General features: G+C 73.9%; 14 protein-coding genes. 9 read left to right on the forward strand and 5 right to left on the reverse strand.

Features of this window, described 5'->3' with window-relative positions:
- Positions 1–47: 47 nt before the first annotated feature.
- On the forward strand, positions 48–368 hold the full coding sequence (locus COUCH_RS16930; RefSeq protein ID WP_249613050.1) for a helix-turn-helix domain-containing protein: 321 nt from the start codon (positions 48–50) through the stop codon (positions 366–368).
- 25 nt (positions 369–393) lie between these two features.
- Here COUCH_RS16930 and COUCH_RS16935 read toward each other — a convergent pair whose 3' ends face one another.
- The 3 genes from COUCH_RS16935 to COUCH_RS16945 all read right to left on the reverse strand — a co-directional run bounded on the left by COUCH_RS16935 (position 394) and on the right by COUCH_RS16945 (position 4729).
- Entirely contained in the window at positions 394–1131 is a 738-nt protein-coding gene (locus tag COUCH_RS16935) for a YwiC-like family protein (RefSeq protein ID WP_249613724.1), read from the reverse strand.
- A complete protein-coding gene (locus tag COUCH_RS16940) occupies positions 1131–1583 on the reverse strand; it encodes an NUDIX domain-containing protein (RefSeq protein ID WP_249613051.1) in 453 nt (150 codons plus the stop codon). Before COUCH_RS16940 ends, COUCH_RS16935 begins: the two co-directional genes overlap by 1 nt.
- 98 nt (positions 1584–1681) lie before the next feature.
- Positions 1682–4729 carry a CHAT domain-containing protein gene (locus COUCH_RS16945; RefSeq protein WP_249613052.1) on the reverse strand — a complete coding sequence of 1016 codons (3048 nt, stop codon included), beginning with the start codon at positions 4727–4729 and terminating at the stop codon, positions 1682–1684.
- Positions 4730–4923: 194 nt separating this feature from the next.
- Here COUCH_RS16945 and COUCH_RS16950 point away from each other — a divergent pair, with 194 nt between their 5' ends.
- A complete protein-coding gene (locus COUCH_RS16950; RefSeq protein WP_249613053.1) occupies positions 4924–5247 on the forward strand; it encodes a hypothetical protein in 324 nt (107 codons plus the stop codon).
- Between the two features lie 937 nt (positions 5248–6184).
- Here COUCH_RS16950 and COUCH_RS16955 read toward each other — a convergent pair.
- Entirely contained in the window at positions 6185–7405 is a 1221-nt protein-coding gene (locus COUCH_RS16955; RefSeq protein WP_249613054.1) for a citrate synthase family protein, read from the reverse strand.
- A gap of 68 nt (positions 7406–7473) precedes the next feature.
- On the opposite strand from COUCH_RS16955, the gene COUCH_RS16960 reads away from it, so the two are divergent.
- From COUCH_RS16960 to COUCH_RS16975, 4 genes are all read left to right on the forward strand, one after another.
- Positions 7474–8592, forward strand: a complete 1119-nt coding sequence (locus COUCH_RS16960) for a citrate synthase 2 (protein WP_249613055.1) — start codon at positions 7474–7476, stop codon at positions 8590–8592.
- A 75-nt stretch (positions 8593–8667) separates the two neighbouring features.
- Entirely contained in the window at positions 8668–10077 is a 1410-nt protein-coding gene (locus COUCH_RS16965) for an FAD-dependent oxidoreductase (protein ID WP_249613725.1), read from the forward strand.
- Positions 10078–10130: 53 nt separating this feature from the next.
- Positions 10131–10430 (forward strand): hypothetical protein, encoded by a 300-nt coding sequence (locus COUCH_RS16970; RefSeq protein WP_249613056.1) that lies wholly within the window; start codon positions 10131–10133, stop codon positions 10428–10430.
- Complete coding sequence (locus COUCH_RS16975; RefSeq protein ID WP_249613057.1) at positions 10430–11431, forward strand: WXG100 family type VII secretion target; 1002 nt, start codon at positions 10430–10432, stop codon at positions 11429–11431. Before COUCH_RS16970 ends, COUCH_RS16975 begins: the two co-directional genes overlap by 1 nt.
- A gap of 3 nt (positions 11432–11434) precedes the next feature.
- On the opposite strand, the gene COUCH_RS16980 is transcribed toward COUCH_RS16975, so the two are convergent.
- Positions 11435–12364: a diacylglycerol/lipid kinase family protein gene (locus COUCH_RS16980; protein ID WP_249613058.1), complete on the reverse strand. Its 930-nt coding sequence runs from the start codon at positions 12362–12364 to the stop codon at positions 11435–11437.
- Positions 12365–12487: 123 nt separating this feature from the next.
- Here COUCH_RS16980 and COUCH_RS16985 point away from each other — a divergent pair, with 123 nt between their 5' ends.
- From COUCH_RS16985 to COUCH_RS16995, 3 genes are all read left to right on the forward strand, one after another.
- Complete coding sequence (locus COUCH_RS16985) at positions 12488–13645, forward strand: LCP family protein (RefSeq protein ID WP_249613059.1); 1158 nt, start codon at positions 12488–12490, stop codon at positions 13643–13645.
- Positions 13646–13739: 94 nt separating this feature from the next.
- Positions 13740–13976, forward strand: coding sequence for a hypothetical protein (locus COUCH_RS16990; RefSeq protein WP_249613060.1), 237 nt, complete (start codon positions 13740–13742; stop codon positions 13974–13976).
- Positions 13977–13998: 22 nt separating this feature from the next.
- The gene (locus tag COUCH_RS16995; protein ID WP_249613061.1) at positions 13999–15009 is read left to right on the forward strand and encodes a nitronate monooxygenase; all 1011 of its coding nucleotides are present in this window, start codon (positions 13999–14001) and stop codon (positions 15007–15009) included.
- The last annotated feature ends 76 nt before the right edge of the window (positions 15010–15085 follow it).

Here is a 15085-nt window from a genome sequence, read left to right on the forward strand (position 1 = left end):
TGGCCACCCGCCCCCGCACAGCCGGCCCCGACGGAGTTTTACCAGCCATGAACCCGGTCACCAGCATCACGACAGCACCCCCGGACCCCACCGGCGCCGCCACGCCGCACGAGTTCGCCCGCCGCCTGCGCGCCCTCATGATCGCTTGCCGGCGGTCGCTGGACAGCGTGGCGCGGCGCAGCACGGACGCGGGCACGCCGATCTCCCGCGCCACGGTCCACAACCTGGTCACCGGCCGCACCGTGCCGCGGCGCGACTCGCTGGTCGCCTTCCTGCGCGGCTGCGGCATACCGCCGCGCGAGCAGGTGCGCTGGCTGAGCACGTTCGACGCGGTCTACCCCGACCCCCGTCGCGGCATCGCGTCGTAGAGACCTTTTTCAGGTACGGGCACAGTCAGGCGAGCGCCGCCACGAGCACCAGCACGGTGGCGCCGATCTCGATGAGCCCCACCTGTTTCGGGCTGAGCGGCCGCCCCGCCAGCCCCCAGGCGCGCGCCAGCAGCAGCGCGAAGACGGCCGCCTGGACCGGCCCCAGCGTCGCCGCGACCACCAGCGCCACGGCGTGGTACGCCACCGACGCGTGCCGGTACGCCCGGCTGCCGCGCTCGCGGATCATCGTCTTGACGTAGAGCACCGTGCCGGCGAAGTACATCAGCACGACCAGGAACGGGACCCACACCCGTCCCGGCGCCTGCCCGGCCACCGCCGCCACCACGAACACCATGAGACAGCTCTGCACGACCGACGCGAGGTCGTTGAGCAGCGCCCGTTCCCGGCGGCGGTGGGCGTACCAGGCGTTGACCGCGATCAGGGCCGCGTACGCGGGGGCGAAGAGCAGCACCTGCGGCGAGGTCACCAGCACCGGGAGGGCGAGCGCGGCGGTGCCGGACCCGTACCACAGGAGCTGCTCGCGGTAGCGCTGCGGGCGGCGAGTCTTGAGCGCCTGCAGGGCGAAGTACGAGAACAGATACCCGGCTGCCCAGGCGCCCAGCAGCGGCAGGTCCGGCACCCGGAAGCCGGCCGCGAGAACCCCGGCCAGGTACGGCACCAGCAGCATCGCCCACGCCCCGTGCTGCGGCGGTACGAACTGCCGGACGGTACGCCGGCGAGCGGGACGGGTGGCGGTGCTCATCACGCCTGCAGGTTATGACGCCGGACTACCTCGAAACTATGGGCTTTGGTCCCGTCCGTACCGCGAATTGCGGCGGCCACCGCCGCGCCGACGGGCTCGTGGATGAGCGCAGGCATCTCCTCCGGCCGGAACCAACGGATCTCGTCGTGTTCCTCGGGAGCGGCGTTCGCCGGTGTCCCCTCCCACTCGCCGACCATCCAGGCGCTGAACCCCACGGAATCCTCGCCGCCGCCCACCCGCAGCCGGCACAGGTGGATCGCCGAGCCGGTCGCTATCCGCACGCCCAGCTCCTCGTGCATCTCCCTGGCGAGCGCGGCCAGCTCCGTCTCACCCGCCTCGACGTGCCCGCCGGGCAGGTCCCACACGTCCGGGTGGACGTGCCGGGCCGCGCTCCGGTGGACGAGCAGGACCCGGCCTTCGCGAACCAGCGCCGCGGTGACGATCTCGTGCATGACAGGGATGGTGACATGACCCTCCGACAAGAACGCGACCGTCATCGAGCGGCTGAAGCTTCCGTCGTCGCCCGAACCATGACGGATCCGGACGGTGCTCACCGGCCCATGTGCACGAAGGCCGCCCAGCCCTGAGGCCCCGCCGTCCCGGCCGTGGACAGCTCCGGCGGCAGGTCCGGCAGCGGCTCGCGCGCGGGCTCCAGCATGGCGAGCTGGGCCAGGCGCAACGCGTCCGCAGGCGGCCGGCCGCGCACGGTGAGCTGGTGGTGCAGCGCGTACATGAGCTTCGCCGTGTCCGCGTCCGGGACGGCCCACAGCGAGCCGAAGACGGTGTGCGCCCCGCCGGCCAGGAATGCGGTCGCGAGGCTGATCGCCTCGTCGTGCAGCGAGCCGGCCGCCCCGGTCGAGCAGGCGGACAGCACCACCCGGTCGAGGTCGAGCCCGGCCGAGCGGGCGTGGGCGAGCAGTCGCAGCACCGGCAGGTCGCCGCCGGCGAGGGCGAGGCGGGCGTCGGCCGGGCGGTCCCGGTCGACGTACCCGTGACAGGCCAGGTGCAGCAGCGACGGCCCGCGCCCCGGCTCGGCGATCCACGTCAGCACGTCCTCGGCGGTGGCGTGCGGCATCAGCGTGCCGGCGGGATGGAAGTCGCGGTGGACCGCGCGGGCCTCGGCGGCGGCGTGCGGCAGGTCGCCGCCCGGGTCGCCGACGATGAGCGCGGCCCGCGGCGAGCGCGGTGGCGTCCCGGCCGAGGCGCAGAACATCCGGGCGGAGACACCGTACGAGATCACGAGTCGCTCGATCGCGTAGTGCCGCCCGTCGTACGCGGCGTGCCAGGGCACCAGGCTGAGCGCCCCGGTCGGGACGAGCACGAGCCGGGCCGGCCGCCGCAGGTGCCAGCCCTCGGCGAGCTCGGTGAGCGGTCCCATCGCGGCTGTCCACGCCCACCGGCACACCTCGTCGAAGGCGTGGCCGCCGGCCGTCCCCCCGCCCCCCGCCGGGGCCAGATCCCTCGCGGCGCGGGTCCAGCCGGTGGGCGCGTGCCCGGCCCGCAGGCCGGGCAGGGGCAGGACGCGTACCCGGCCGGCGACGGGTACGACCACGGCCATGCCGGGGCGGGCGTCGTCGGCCGGGACCAGATGGACCAGCGCGTCGGCACCGGTCGCGCTCAGCGCCCGCCGGATCTCGGCCGGGCCGGGAGCGGTGAACACGTCCGAGCCGGCCGTGAGCGCGTGCAGGGCCCGTACGCGCAGATTGTCGTCGGGTGTCCCACCCGCACCGCCGGTGTCCCGCCACGCCTGCGCGAGTCCGGGGTGACCGGCCGCGGCCAGCCGCTCCGGCATGGACCGGGAGGCGGTGGCGGCGTTCAGCGCGAGCCCCCGCCCGGCGTCGAGGACCGCGACCAGGTCGTCGGCGGCGGCGGGATCACCGGCGTCCTCGGCGCACCAGGCCGCGACGGTACGGACATGCCGCCCGGCCGCGGCCGCCGCTTCGAGCGCGCGCCCGGTGTCCGCCTGGACCAGCGCCTGCCAGGTCAGGGCGAGCAGGGCGGACCGGCCGGTCGCCCGGCTGCGGGCCCGATCGGGCCGGTCGCCCAGCCGCAGGGCATGCCCGTGGGCGATGGCCAGCTGCGGCCAGAGCGCGTGGTGCGGTCCGCCCGCCAGCGCGCAGGCCGCGGCGAGCCGGGCGGTGGCCCGCGCCGCGGCGGCGTGGTCGGCCGGGTCGCGGCGGGCCACCTCCACCTCGGCCGTTCCCGCGGTGCTCAGCGCGGGAACCTTCAGCATCGGATAGGCGTCCGGGATCCGGTCGGCGAGCGGACCGGCAGTGGCGGCGAGCCGGCGCAGCGTCGCGATGTCGCCGCGGGCCGCGGCCGCGCGCACCTCGGCGGCGAGGGCGGTGAAGCGTACGGCGGCCGTGGCGGGGGTGTCGCCCCCGACGGGCGACCGGCCACCGGTCAGGTGGGCGAGCATGACGCCCAGCACCTCCGCCGCCGGGTCGTCGCCGGGCAGCTCCCGCCGGGCACGGGCCAGCGCGGCAGCGGCCGCCGTCTCGTCGCCCGCCTCGGCGAGCCGCCCGGCCTCGCGGACCGACGTCAGGGCCGCGGCCAGGGCCCGCGCGGCCCGGTCCGGCCCGGTCCGGAGCTGCTCGATGGCCGTGTCCAGGGCGGCGAGGTCGCCCTCCTCGACGGCCCGGCCGGTACGCATGAGGGCGAGCTGCCCGGCGATGGTGTCGCGCTGGTCGGGGGAGAACCGGTCGGACGCGGCGAGCCGGCCGACCGCGGTGACGCCCCGGTCCCGGTCGCCGCTCGTGCCGGCGAAGTGGTCGAGCTGGGCCTGGGCGCTGTCCAGCTCGGCGCGCAGGTGCGGGTCGGGCAGCTCGACGTCGCGATACCGGGCGAGAAGGGCGCGGCAGCGGGCGAAGCCGCTGGCCCGGCCCTCGGGCGCGGCGATGCCGATCTCGATCATGGCCAGGGTTCCCGCCAGCAGCGCCTGATCGGGCACGTCGGCGTCGCCGGGCGCGTCGAGCAGGGCGTGTCCACCCTCGACCAGGTCCCGCAGCTCCGCCCGGCCGAGCCGGCCCTGCCCGTACCGGCTGAAGGAGGCGCGCAGCTGATCACGGACGATGACGCAGCGCAGGTTGTCGTCGGGGCCGCGGCGCAGAGCGGTGCCGAACCGGCTCAGCGCCTCACCGAGGCCGTCGGGTTGCCCGCCGCTGAACGCGCGGACCAGATGGGCCCAGCCCGACACGTACCAGGAGCCGGCGTCGTCGAGCGCCCGGGTCGCGATGTCGGCGAGCCGTACGGCCTCGGCCATGTCGCCCGGGTCGCGGGTGCGCTCGGCCCGGAACGCCAGCAGCCGGCCGCACAGCAGGGCGGCGTACCCCTCACCGGGCTGCCGGCCGAGCACCCGCCGCCACAGGGCGATGGCCCGGTCGGCGTCCGCGAAACAGGCGCGATCCCGTTCCCACCGATCCTGATGGGCGACCGCGAGCTGCCGCTCCTCGAGATCCCCGCCGGCCCCGCTGTCCACCGTCCGCCACCCCTGCTCGATCGCCGCGTCGAGGGCGGCGCGATCCACCGTGCCGCCGGCCGCCACCCGCTCCCACCACCGCTGCAACGCGTCGCCCGGTGCCGTACGGTTCTCCGCCATCCATGTGCCTTCCTGCCGGTTTCCGTCGCCGCTGTCTGACGGACAGGGCGCGCGGGACGGCCACGAGGCCGGGCACAGGCTTGCCGGACCCCGGCGGCGCCGAGCACCACGCCAGGCCGGAACGGCCACGTCAGGCCGCATCACGTCGTGCCTCGGCAGAGGCTGCAACGCGCACGGCGGCGATACTGGCCCTCATGGAGATGCCGCCTGCAACACGGTCCTCGGCCCGCGATGCGATGCATGACCTCCACAAGGAGGGGTCGCCTGTTGTCAGGCCGGAGACCGCTGACGAAGTCATCGAGTCCGGCTGGCGACGCTGGCATTCGTTCGAGCGCAGGAACCAGAAGGCCACCGGGGCCTGGGAACAGCGGCTGGAAGACCTCGCCAAGGGTCTGCGTGATGCCTTCGAGCCCGACCGGCGCTTGGTGGGGCCGCTCATGGAGGACTACCGCCACTTGGCCTCCATCTTGGGACAGGTGTTCAGGGCCGACGATGACGTCTCAGACCACCGCCCATGACCACCCGAACTGTCTGCGGCAGATGAACCTGGGCTCCTCGCCGCCCGAAGGCATCCCTCCCGCCGGCCGGAGGCCGGTCCAAAGATTGTGCAGCCGATGTCCATGTGACCAGCCTCGCTTTCTTGGGAAGATCGTCGAGTGCCGCTTCGAGTGCCGTTGCGGAACAATTATCGAATGCGGCAGCTTCAGTTGTTCTCGTCGGCGGAATTAGAAGCGATGCGCGATCGGACCGCGTCACGTCGCCATTCTCCCGCCCGGGAGGAGTTTCGCCGCGAGCATGCCCGTCGGCGGGCGTACGGATTGGCGCTCAGGCACGCCGCCAAGCTCCGTCGCTCCGGCGGTCATGGCACGCAGCGGCCGGTGAGTCCCCGCAGTCCGGCGGCGCCGAGGGAACACCGCGATGCAGCATCACCACGGCGGCCCGACTCCGGTCCGGTTCGCGCAGGTGAAACCTGTCCGGCACGTGAATGCCCACCACTCGGCGCGGCCGACACCGACGCGGGCCCCGGCCGGGCAGGCGGCAGTCCCGACCCGGCCGCGGCCGACCCGGCGGCGGTGTCCAGTATCGCGGCGCCCGAGCCGGTGCAATCATCGACAGGCCTCACGGCATTGACACCGAACACCATCTGTCGAGGCAAAATGAGGTGTGCCGCCGCCGTGGAGAGAAAACATGCGCCGGGAACGGCGTCATGCCAGACACGTCGACACTGTCGACGATGGGAATCAGTCGGGCGTGACGACGTCGCGAGAATGGAAGCCCATTTTCGGTCGCGGCCCTTCGGCGTTTCACATACGTCGAATCCCGTTCGCTCTGTGCAATCTCATCGGCATGAGAAGGCGTTCACCGGCCAATGGCGCTCGGTCTCCCGAGCATTCGCGCACGACCGGGCAGCGGGGCGGAGCGAAGTAGCCGATCGGCGCGGCGTTTCGGGGGCCGTTACTCGTGGGGTGGGAGGCCGGCGTAGCGGCCGCTGGGGCGGAAGCGGCTCGGCTGGTCGGCGTACTCCTCGATCGCGTGCGCGAGCCACCCCGCCGTCCGCGCCGTCGCGAAGATCGCCTCGCCGGCGTCCGGGGGCATGCCGGTGGACAGTGTGAACGCCGCCAGGGCGAAGTCCACGTTGGGCCGGATGCCGGCTCTGGAGTTCATCGTGGCGGCGACGTCGAGGGCGGTCCGCAGCGCCGGCCCGGCCGGGGTGAGCCGGGAGACGAGGTCGAGCAGGGTGGCGGCTCGCGGGTCGCCGTCCGGGTAGAGCGGGTGGCCGAATCCGGGCACGCCGCCGGCGGACCGCATCCGTTCGGAGACGGCGCCGAGGGCGTCGCCGGAGCGGGCCGCGGCGGTCAGCATCTCGACGACCAGGCCGCTCGCCGCTCCGTGCAGCGGTCCGTCGAGCGTCGCCAGGCCCGCGCTGACCACCGCGTACGGGTGCGCCCGGGTCGACGCCGCCACCCGGGCCGCGTACGTGGAAGCCGCCAGGTCGTGGTCGGCGAGCAGCACGAGCGCGGCGTTCAGGGCGGCGACGCGGTCCGGTGTGGACGGCTCGGCGCTCAGCCTGCTCCACAGCGCGCTGGCGAACGGGTGCGGGCCCGGTGCCGCCGGCTCGCTCGACCGGGCCGGGAGGGCCGACACCATCGTCGCCAGCATCGTCCGGCCGGTGGCGACCACGGCCGCCGGTGTCGTGTCGAAGCGCAGCCGGTCCGCGGCGCCCGCGGCGGCCACGATGACCCGTAGCCGGTCGGTCAGCCGGGCCGGGGCGGGCAGCGGCGCGGTCACGGCCTCGGCGAGCGCCCGCAGGTCCGGGTCGGGCGGGAATTCCTCGTGCCGCAGCGTGCCGGTCCACAGCAGAGCGGCCACGGACTCGAAGGACTCGCGCCGGGCGAGGACGTCGGCGTCGAAGCTGCGGTAGTACAGCGCCTCGCCGGTGATCAGCGTGATGCCGGTGTGGATCGCGGGGGAGCCGGCCGGGTCGGCGGCCCCGGTCCCGCGGCGGCGCTGCGCGGCGAACGCGCGGACGTCCGCCTCGCTGAACAGGCTCTCCTTGCCGCTGCCGTTGCGCCGGCTCGTCAGCAGGCCGCGGCTCACGTACGCGTACACGGTCGACTTCTTCACGCCGAGGTGCGTCGCCACGTCGTCCGTGGTCAGCAGCCGCTCCGTACCCATGTGGTCATCTTTTCATATTGACTGAATCAACATTGACAAGTTGACTGTGCCGGTCCGACAGTGGGCGCATGATGACCGTGCAACCGGGCCTCGCCGGAGTAGTCGCCTTCGACACCCAGATCGCCGAGCCCGACCGGGATGGAGGGGCCCTGCGCTACCGCGGGGTGGACGTGGAGAAGCTCGTCGGGCGGGCCGGTTTCGCCGACGTGTGGGGGCTGCTCGTCGACGGCGACCTCGACCGCCCGCTGCCGCCGGCCGAGCCGTACGCCTTGCCGGTGGGCTCCGGCGACATCCGGGTGGATCTGCAGGCGGCCACGGCGATGCTCGCGCCGCACTGGGGTCTGCAGCCGCTCATCGACATCGGCGACGAGCAGGCGCGCGAGGACGTGTCCCGGGTGTCGGCCATGATGCTGTCGTTCGTGGCCCAGGCGGCCCGCGGCGCGGACCGGCCGGCCGTGCCGCAGCGGCGTGTCGACGAGGGGCGCACCGCCGCCGAGCGCTTCATGATCGGTTGGCAGGGCGACCCGGACCCGCGGCACGCCGAGGCCGTCGACCGCTACTGGGTCTGCGCCGCCGAGCACGGCATGAACGCGTCCACCTTCACCGCCCGGGTCATCGCCAGCACCGGCACGGACGTCGCGGCGGCCCTGTCCGGCGCGGTGGCGTCGCTGTCCGGCCCGCTGCACGGCGGCGCGCCCGCGCGGGCGCTCGGCATGGTGGAAGCGGTGGAGCGCAGCGGCGACCCGCGCGGGTACGTCCGCCAGGTGCTCGACAGCGGCCGCCGGCTGATGGGCTTCGGGCACGCCATCTACCGCGCCGAGGACCCCCGCGCCCGGATCCTGCGCGCCGCGGCGAAGGAGCTGCGGGCGCCCCGGTACGAGGTGGCGCTCGCGCTGGAGGAAGCCGCGCTGGCCGAGCTGCGCGAACGCAAGCCGGACCGGGTCCTGGAGACCAACGTCGAGTTCTGGGCGGCGGTCGTCCTCGACTTCGCCCGGGTGCCCGCCGAGCTGTTCACGCCGCTGTTCACGTGCGCGCGTACGGCCGGCTGGAGCGCGCACATCCTCGAGCAGAAGCGGCTGGCGAAGATCATCCGGCCGTCCGCGGACTACGTGGGACCGGCCGGCCGGGAGCCCTCCGACGTGCGGGGCTGGCCGCGGATCGCCGAGCGGGAGGTGTCAGCCGCCTGACATTTCCACAGTGGATGGATCGGCATAGGGTGGGCTGGCCGGCCCGTCCACCGCCGAGAGGAAACTGCCGTGGGAATGACCCGTAAGCGGATGCTCGCCCTGATGGGAGCGACGGCGGCCGGGTCCGTCGCCGCCTCCGTGACGTCGCCGGGCGCGGCCGCCGCGGCGTCCGGCATCGCCGCCGGCATCCCGGACGCCCATGTGCTGCGCCGCGACGTCTGCGTCATCGGCGGCGGCTCGGCCGGCACGTACGTGGCCGTGCGCCTGGGCGACCTCGGCCGCAGCGTCGCCGTCGTGGAGACGAAGGACCGGCTGGGCGGGCACACCGAGACGTACCACGACCCGGCCACCGGCGGCACGGTCGACATCGGAGTGATCGTCTTCGAGGACGACCCGCTGGTGCACCGCCACTTCGGCCGCTTCGGGCTGGAGCTGACCGGGCTCGGCGGGTTCGGCGGCGACACCGCGTTCGTCGACTTCCGCACCGGCCGCCCGGTCGGCTACACGCCGCCTGCCCCCACCGCGCTCGGCACCTACTACGACCTCATCAGCCGGTACGGGCCCATCGACGCCGTCATCGACCTGCCGGACCCGGTGCCGCACGATCTCGTGGCGCCGTTCGCCGACTTCGTGCGCAAGTACGACCTCGGCTCGGTCGTGCCGCTGGTGTTCAACTACGGCCAGGGCATCGGCGACATCCTGCGGCTGCCCGCGCTGTACTCCGTCAACACGTTCGGTCAGGGCGTGGTCCGCAACATCATGGACCGTTCGTTCCTCACGACCGCGGCCCACGACAACAGCCTGCTGTACGAGCGCGCCACCGCCCACCTCGGCGACGACGTGCTGCTCGAGTCGCACGTGCTGCGCGTCGACCGCTCCGGGCGCGGCGTGCGCGTGCTCGTCGCCACGCCGGAGGGCCTGCGCCTCATCGTGGCCCGCAAGCTCGTGGTGACCTGCCCGCCGCTGCTGCGGAACTTCGCCGGCTTCGACCTCGACGCCACCGAGCGGTCGGTGTTCGGCCAGTTCGTCAGCGGCGCCTACTACACCGGCGTGGTCCGGCTGTCCGGGCTGCCCGAGGGCCTCAGCCTCGAGAACGTCGCCGCGGACACGCCGTACAACCTGCCGCCGCTGCCCGGCCTGTACGGGCTCAGCCCGACCGGCATCCCCGGCCTCTACAACGTCAAGTACGGCAGCCCGGAGCCGCTGCCCGAGGCGCAGGTGCGGCGCGACATCCGCGTCGAGATCGAACGCCTCGCCCGCGCGGGCACCTACCCGGTCCGCTTCGAGGACCTCGAGGTGTTCTCCAGCCACACCCCGTTCGAGCTGCACGTGAGCCCGGAGGCGATCGCGGGCGGCTTCTACCGCCGGCTCAACGCGCTGCAGGGCCACAACGACACGTACTACTCCAGCGCCGCGGTGCACTCGCACAACTCGACCCGCATCTGGGCCGGCGCGGAGACGCTCCTCCCGTCGATCGCCGCCTGAGCCGTTCCCGGTACGGTGCCAGGACGGCAGCGGACATCGATGGGGAGGCTGATGTGCCGAGGACGGAGATCGACGTACCGGGGCTGACCAGGATGGGCGATGCCGTCGGCGGGGTGGCCGAGCGCCTGCGGGACACCTCCCGGCGCGTCCAGGGCTGGTCCGGTCAGGGGCAGCACGCCGTCGAGGGCTCGATCACCTGTTCCCAGATGGTCGCCACCGCGGACACCTGGGCCCTTGAGCTCCAGCAGCTGGCCGACGACGTCCGGCGCTACGGCGACGACCTCAGACGGACCGCCGCCGACTACCGGGCGTACGACGAGCTGACCGCCCGGCAGCTGCGGCAGATCCACTGATGGCCATCACCCTGCACGCGCTCGTCGACGCCGACACGGGTGCGCTGCGCGGCGTCGCGGACCGCTGGCTCGCGCTCGTCGACGCGATCGACACCACGGTCGGTGATCTCGGCGCGGAGACGCGGGACCTGCCGTACCACTGGAGCGGCGACGACGCGCCCGCCGCGCAGGAACGGGTCGCGAAGCTGCGGACCCAGATCGGCAATGCGCATGTGAAGTGCGCCTGCATCGCTGACGCGTTGCGCGGTTTCGCCGACGACATCGCGCACTGCCAGCGGATGCTGCGCGGCGTCGTCGACGAGGCGCGCGCCGCCGGGCTCACCGTCGACCTGCAGTCGGGCACGGTCACGGCGCCGCTGGCCACCGTGGCGGCGGAGTCGCGGGCCGGTGTGGACGCGTACGCCGCGCAGATCTCGGAGATCCTGCGGCTGGCGGACGACGCCGACCGCCGGACGCGCGCCGAGCTCGACCGGCAGAGCTCCTCGGTCGGCGAGTGGCTGTCGCTGCCCTCCGAGCTGCACTGGTCCGAGCAGGTCGACCCGGTCTCGCAGAGCGTCTTCGCGACGAAGGTGCCGGTCAGCCAGGCGGCCGTCTGGCACTACGCACATCCGCTCGAGAAGGAACGGCTCATCACCGAGCAACCCGAGGTGTACGGCGCCGCGGAAGGGCTGCCGAGCGAGGACCGCGACACCGCCAACCGCATCCTGCTCGCGCGCGAGAAGGCCTCGCTCATCGACCAGCAGGCGCTGCTCGCCAACGGCACCGCGTCGCCACCGGATCCGTCGGACGGCCCGGACCCGCAGCGGCAGGAGCTCGCCGCGGTGAACAGCCGGCTGGCGGCCGTCGAACGCCTCGAGAACCGCATGAACGACCCGCGCAAGCCGAAGATGTACCTCGTCGACTACAGGCCGGGCGACGAGGAGAACACCGTGCTCTCCGCGGGCGGCGGCCAGTACGACGACGCGTGGGTGGGCACGAGGCAGCACCGGTACGGCGACTGAGGGTCAGCGGTCGACGGTGCCGGGCGGCGCCATGATGCGCAGCGCGTTGGGGTCGACGCCGACGCGGATGGGGGTGCGGCCGCACGGTTCGCCGTCGACCTCGACCCGCGCCGGGCGGTCCGTCTCCAGCCACAGCTCGCCGACCGCGAGGAACGGCTCGTCGCGCAGCGTGCGGCGGTGCCCGGTCGCCGTGTTGCGGGCGGTCTCGCGCAGCAGCCCGCGCCGGGTGCCGCCGCCCACCGGGTACGCCACGAGCAGCCGGTCGTCCGCGTCGGCGTCCGCCGTGATCGGGCGGCCCGCGTGGAAGCCGCCGTTGGCCACGTACAGCTGGTGGGTCAGGAACTCGTGCTCGCTGCCGGCGGCGCGCACCCGGGCCCGCAGCGGGCGGTGCCGGGCCAGCAGGGCGAGCGCCGTCAGCGGGTACGCGTACCGCCCGGCGAGGCGCTTCAGGCGGCGCGGCGCGTTGCTCATGACGTCGGCGGACAGGCCCACGCCGACGTGGTTGGTGAACGCCATGTCGCCCGCCAGGCCCAGATCGACGTCGACGACCGTGCCCTCGGTGAGCGTGGCGACCGCCGCGTCGAGGCCCAGCGGGACCCCGACCGTACGCGCGAAGTTGTTGGTCGTGCCCAGCGGCAGCAGCCCGAGCGCGATGTCGCGGTGCGCCAGCATCCGCGCGGCGGTGCTGATCGTGCCGTCCCCGCCGCCCGCGACGAGCAGGTCCGGGCCCAGGCCGATCGCGGCCTCCAGGCTCTCCTCGAGCTCGCCGGGCCGCTCGGCGGGATGGTCGCCGAGCAGCGTGAACCCGGCCGCGAGCAGCCGCGCGCGGGCGTCGTGGTGCAGCCGGCCGCCGCGCCGCGAGTGCGCGTTGACCACCAGCGCCGCCCGCCGTCCGGTCCGGATGTCCTCGGTGAGCTGCCCCTTGGTACGCATCGCCGCCGAGGGTACCGGGGTCCGGCGCCGCAGCAGGTATTCAGGAACGTGAGCTACCATTCCGCCCGCCGCGAGTCGGCACCCCGTCTGCGGGTCACCCGTGTGAAGGCCGGAGGGACAGCCGTGAGGAAGACTTCGCGTGCCGGCCGCCGTTCCCCGTCGTGGGCCCGGTGGCTGCTCACCGTCGGCGTGGTGCTGATGGTGCTCAGCGGGGGCTCGCTCGTCGGGGCCAACCTGGTGCTCAGCTCCGCCACCGGCGCGGTCGACCAGGAGAACCTGATCGGCGGGGCCCGGTCCGCCGCCGACCGCAAGCACGCCGACATCAAGGGCGCGAAGAACATCCTGCTCGTCGGCCTCGACACCCGGCCGAGCTGGAAGAACAAGGAGCCGAGCCGCTCCGACTCGATCATCCTGCTGCACCTGCCCGCGGACCACTCGCGGGCATACCTCGTGTCGCTGCCGCGGGACAGCTACGTCGAGATCCCGGCGTACGACAACGGCAAGCAGCCGTACCGGGGCGGCCGGAACAAGATCAACTCGGCGTTCGCCTTCGGCAGCCGGGGGCTCGAGGGGCAGGAGGCCGAGGCGCACGGCTTCGAGCTGCTCGCGCTGACCGTCAAGCGGCTCACCGGCATCACCCCGGACGCCGGCGCGATCATCGACTTCGGCGGCTTCAAGGACGTCGTGAACGTCCTCGGCAAGGTCTGCATGTACGTCGACGAGGACGTCACCTCGATCCACATCGGCCACACCGCGGACGGGAAGCAGGCGGTGCCGTACAAGACCGATGCGGCCGGCCTCAACCCCCGCAAGGTGCCCGGGGTGACCGCCAACTTCTACAAGAAGGGCAACCACTGCCTCACCCCGGTGGAGGCGCTGGACTTCGCCCGCCAGCGCGACCTGCTGGCGAACCGGGACTCCGACTACGGCCGGCAGCGCCACCAGCAGCAGCTGCTGAAGGCGATCCTCAAGCAGGCCGTGCACGACGGCTTCAACTCGCCGACGAAGCTGCCCAAGCTGATCACCGCCATCGGCAAGACGATGACGGTCGACAACGGCGGCATCTCGCTGGAGGACTGGGCGTTCGCGATGCGCAACACCAACCCGGACGACCTGATCACCATCAAGACCAACGACGGCAAGTTCAACAGCGAGTCGGTGCCCGGCATCGGCAGCGTCGAGGTGCTCAGCGACACGACGATGGAGTTGCTGCGGTCGGTCAAGGACGACACCGTGCCGGCGTTCCTGCAGGCCAACCCCAGCTGGATCGCCGACAGCTGACGGCCGGCTATATCCCGGGTTCAAGCCCCGGGGGCCGGGAAGCCCGACCCCGGGCCGATGCGGCCCGGCGCCGCAACCGGCGATCATCGACGCCATGAACGACATCGAGAAGCACAAGCGGGCGCACCGCGGGTACATCGCCGAGGGGGCGGTCCTGCTCCTGGCGGCGCTGGTGGTCAAGGGCCTCGTGCTGGCCGGCACGTTCTCGGACGGCCCGCTGCGGCACTGGTACGTGCAGGTCGCGCTGGTGGCGGGCGCGGTGGGGCTGTACGCCGGCGGTCACTGGCTGATCGGCCGCGGCTACCGAGGGGCGCGCCGGCCCGGGAGCTGACGATCCGGGGGAGGATCGGGGCATGCGTGAGCTGATCCGTCCCCTCGTCGTCGCCCCGATGGCCGGCGGCCCCTCCACACCCGCCCTGGTCACCGCCGCCTCCCGGGCCGGCGCCACCGCGTTCCTCGCCGCCGGCTACAAGACGCCCGCCGCCGTGGAGGACGAGCTCCGGGCCGTACGCGGCGCCGGGATCCCGTACGGGCTGAACATCTTCGTCCCGGTCCCGCCGCCCGCCGACGTCGAGCCGCTGGAGCGGTACCGGGCTGTGCTGCAACCCGAGGCCGACCGGTACGGCATCGAGCTGCCCGCGCTCCGGCTGACCGACGACGACCACTTCGCCGACAAGGTGGAGCTGGCCGTGGCGTACGCCGTGCCGCTGGTCAGCTTCACGTTCGGCGTACCCCCGGAACCGGTCGTGCGGGCCCTGCGGGCGGCGGGATGCGCCGTCCTGGTCACGGTGACCGACGCCCTCGAGGCGCAACGGGCGGTGGCCGTAGGGCCCGACGCGCTGATCGCCCAGGCCGGCGCGGCCGGTGGTCACTCGGCCACCACCGACCCGGCCGGTTACCGGGGCGCCACGACCGCGGCCGAGGTGCTCCGCGCGGTGCGGGCCGTCAGCGACGTACCGGTCGTCGCGGCCGGGGGAGTGGCCTCGGCTGCCGGCGTACGGGACCTCCTGGCGGCCGGCGCGACGGCCGTGCAGTGCGGCACCGCGTTCCTGCTGGCCGGCGAGGCCGGCACGCGCGACGCCCACCGCCGCGCGATCCGCTCGGGCGACCACCGCGAGACCGTCGTGACCCGCGCGTTCACCGGCCAGCCGGCCCGCGGCCTGCGCAACCGCTTCACCGACGCCTACTCGGCCGCCGCGCCGATCGGGTACCCCGCGATCCACCACCTGACCGCGCCGATCCGGGCGGCGGCCGCGAAGGCGGGCGACACCGGGGCCCTGCACCTGTGGGCGGGCACGGGTTTCGCGTCGGCCCGCCCGGGCCCGGCCGCCGAGCTGGTCGCGGCGTTCCGGCCGGAGGACTGAGGCAGGCAGGCGGGTGGCCGATCGGCCGATCCGGGGCGCCGCCGGATTCTTCCTCGCGGCTGATCCGCGGGGCACC

The organism is Couchioplanes caeruleus, assembly GCF_023499255.1.
In the GTDB taxonomy this organism is placed as follows: Bacteria; Actinomycetota; Actinomycetes; order Mycobacteriales; family Micromonosporaceae; genus Actinoplanes; species Actinoplanes caeruleus_A.

Coding starts and splice junctions, on each gene's coding strand:
- COUCH_RS16980 (WP_249613058.1), bottom strand. CDS start 12,364: ATGCGTACCAAGGGGCAGCTCACCGAGGACATCCGGACCGGACGGCGG.
- COUCH_RS16960 (WP_249613055.1), top strand. CDS start 7,474: ATGATGACCGTGCAACCGGGCCTCGCCGGAGTAGTCGCCTTCGACACC.
- COUCH_RS16950 (WP_249613053.1), top strand. CDS start 4,924: ATGGAGATGCCGCCTGCAACACGGTCCTCGGCCCGCGATGCGATGCAT.
- COUCH_RS16945 (WP_249613052.1), bottom strand. CDS start 4,729: ATGGCGGAGAACCGTACGGCACCGGGCGACGCGTTGCAGCGGTGGTGG.
- COUCH_RS16995 (WP_249613061.1), top strand. CDS start 13,999: ATGCGTGAGCTGATCCGTCCCCTCGTCGTCGCCCCGATGGCCGGCGGC.
- COUCH_RS16965 (WP_249613725.1), top strand. CDS start 8,668: ATGACCCGTAAGCGGATGCTCGCCCTGATGGGAGCGACGGCGGCCGGG.
- COUCH_RS16935 (WP_249613724.1), bottom strand. CDS start 1,131: ATGAGCACCGCCACCCGTCCCGCTCGCCGGCGTACCGTCCGGCAGTTC.
- COUCH_RS16955 (WP_249613054.1), bottom strand. CDS start 7,405: ATGGGTACGGAGCGGCTGCTGACCACGGACGACGTGGCGACGCACCTC.
- COUCH_RS16930 (WP_249613050.1), top strand. CDS start 48: ATGAACCCGGTCACCAGCATCACGACAGCACCCCCGGACCCCACCGGC.
- COUCH_RS16990 (WP_249613060.1), top strand. CDS start 13,740: ATGAACGACATCGAGAAGCACAAGCGGGCGCACCGCGGGTACATCGCC.
- COUCH_RS16975 (WP_249613057.1), top strand. CDS start 10,430: ATGGCCATCACCCTGCACGCGCTCGTCGACGCCGACACGGGTGCGCTG.
- COUCH_RS16940 (WP_249613051.1), bottom strand. CDS start 1,583: ATGCACGAGATCGTCACCGCGGCGCTGGTTCGCGAAGGCCGGGTCCTG.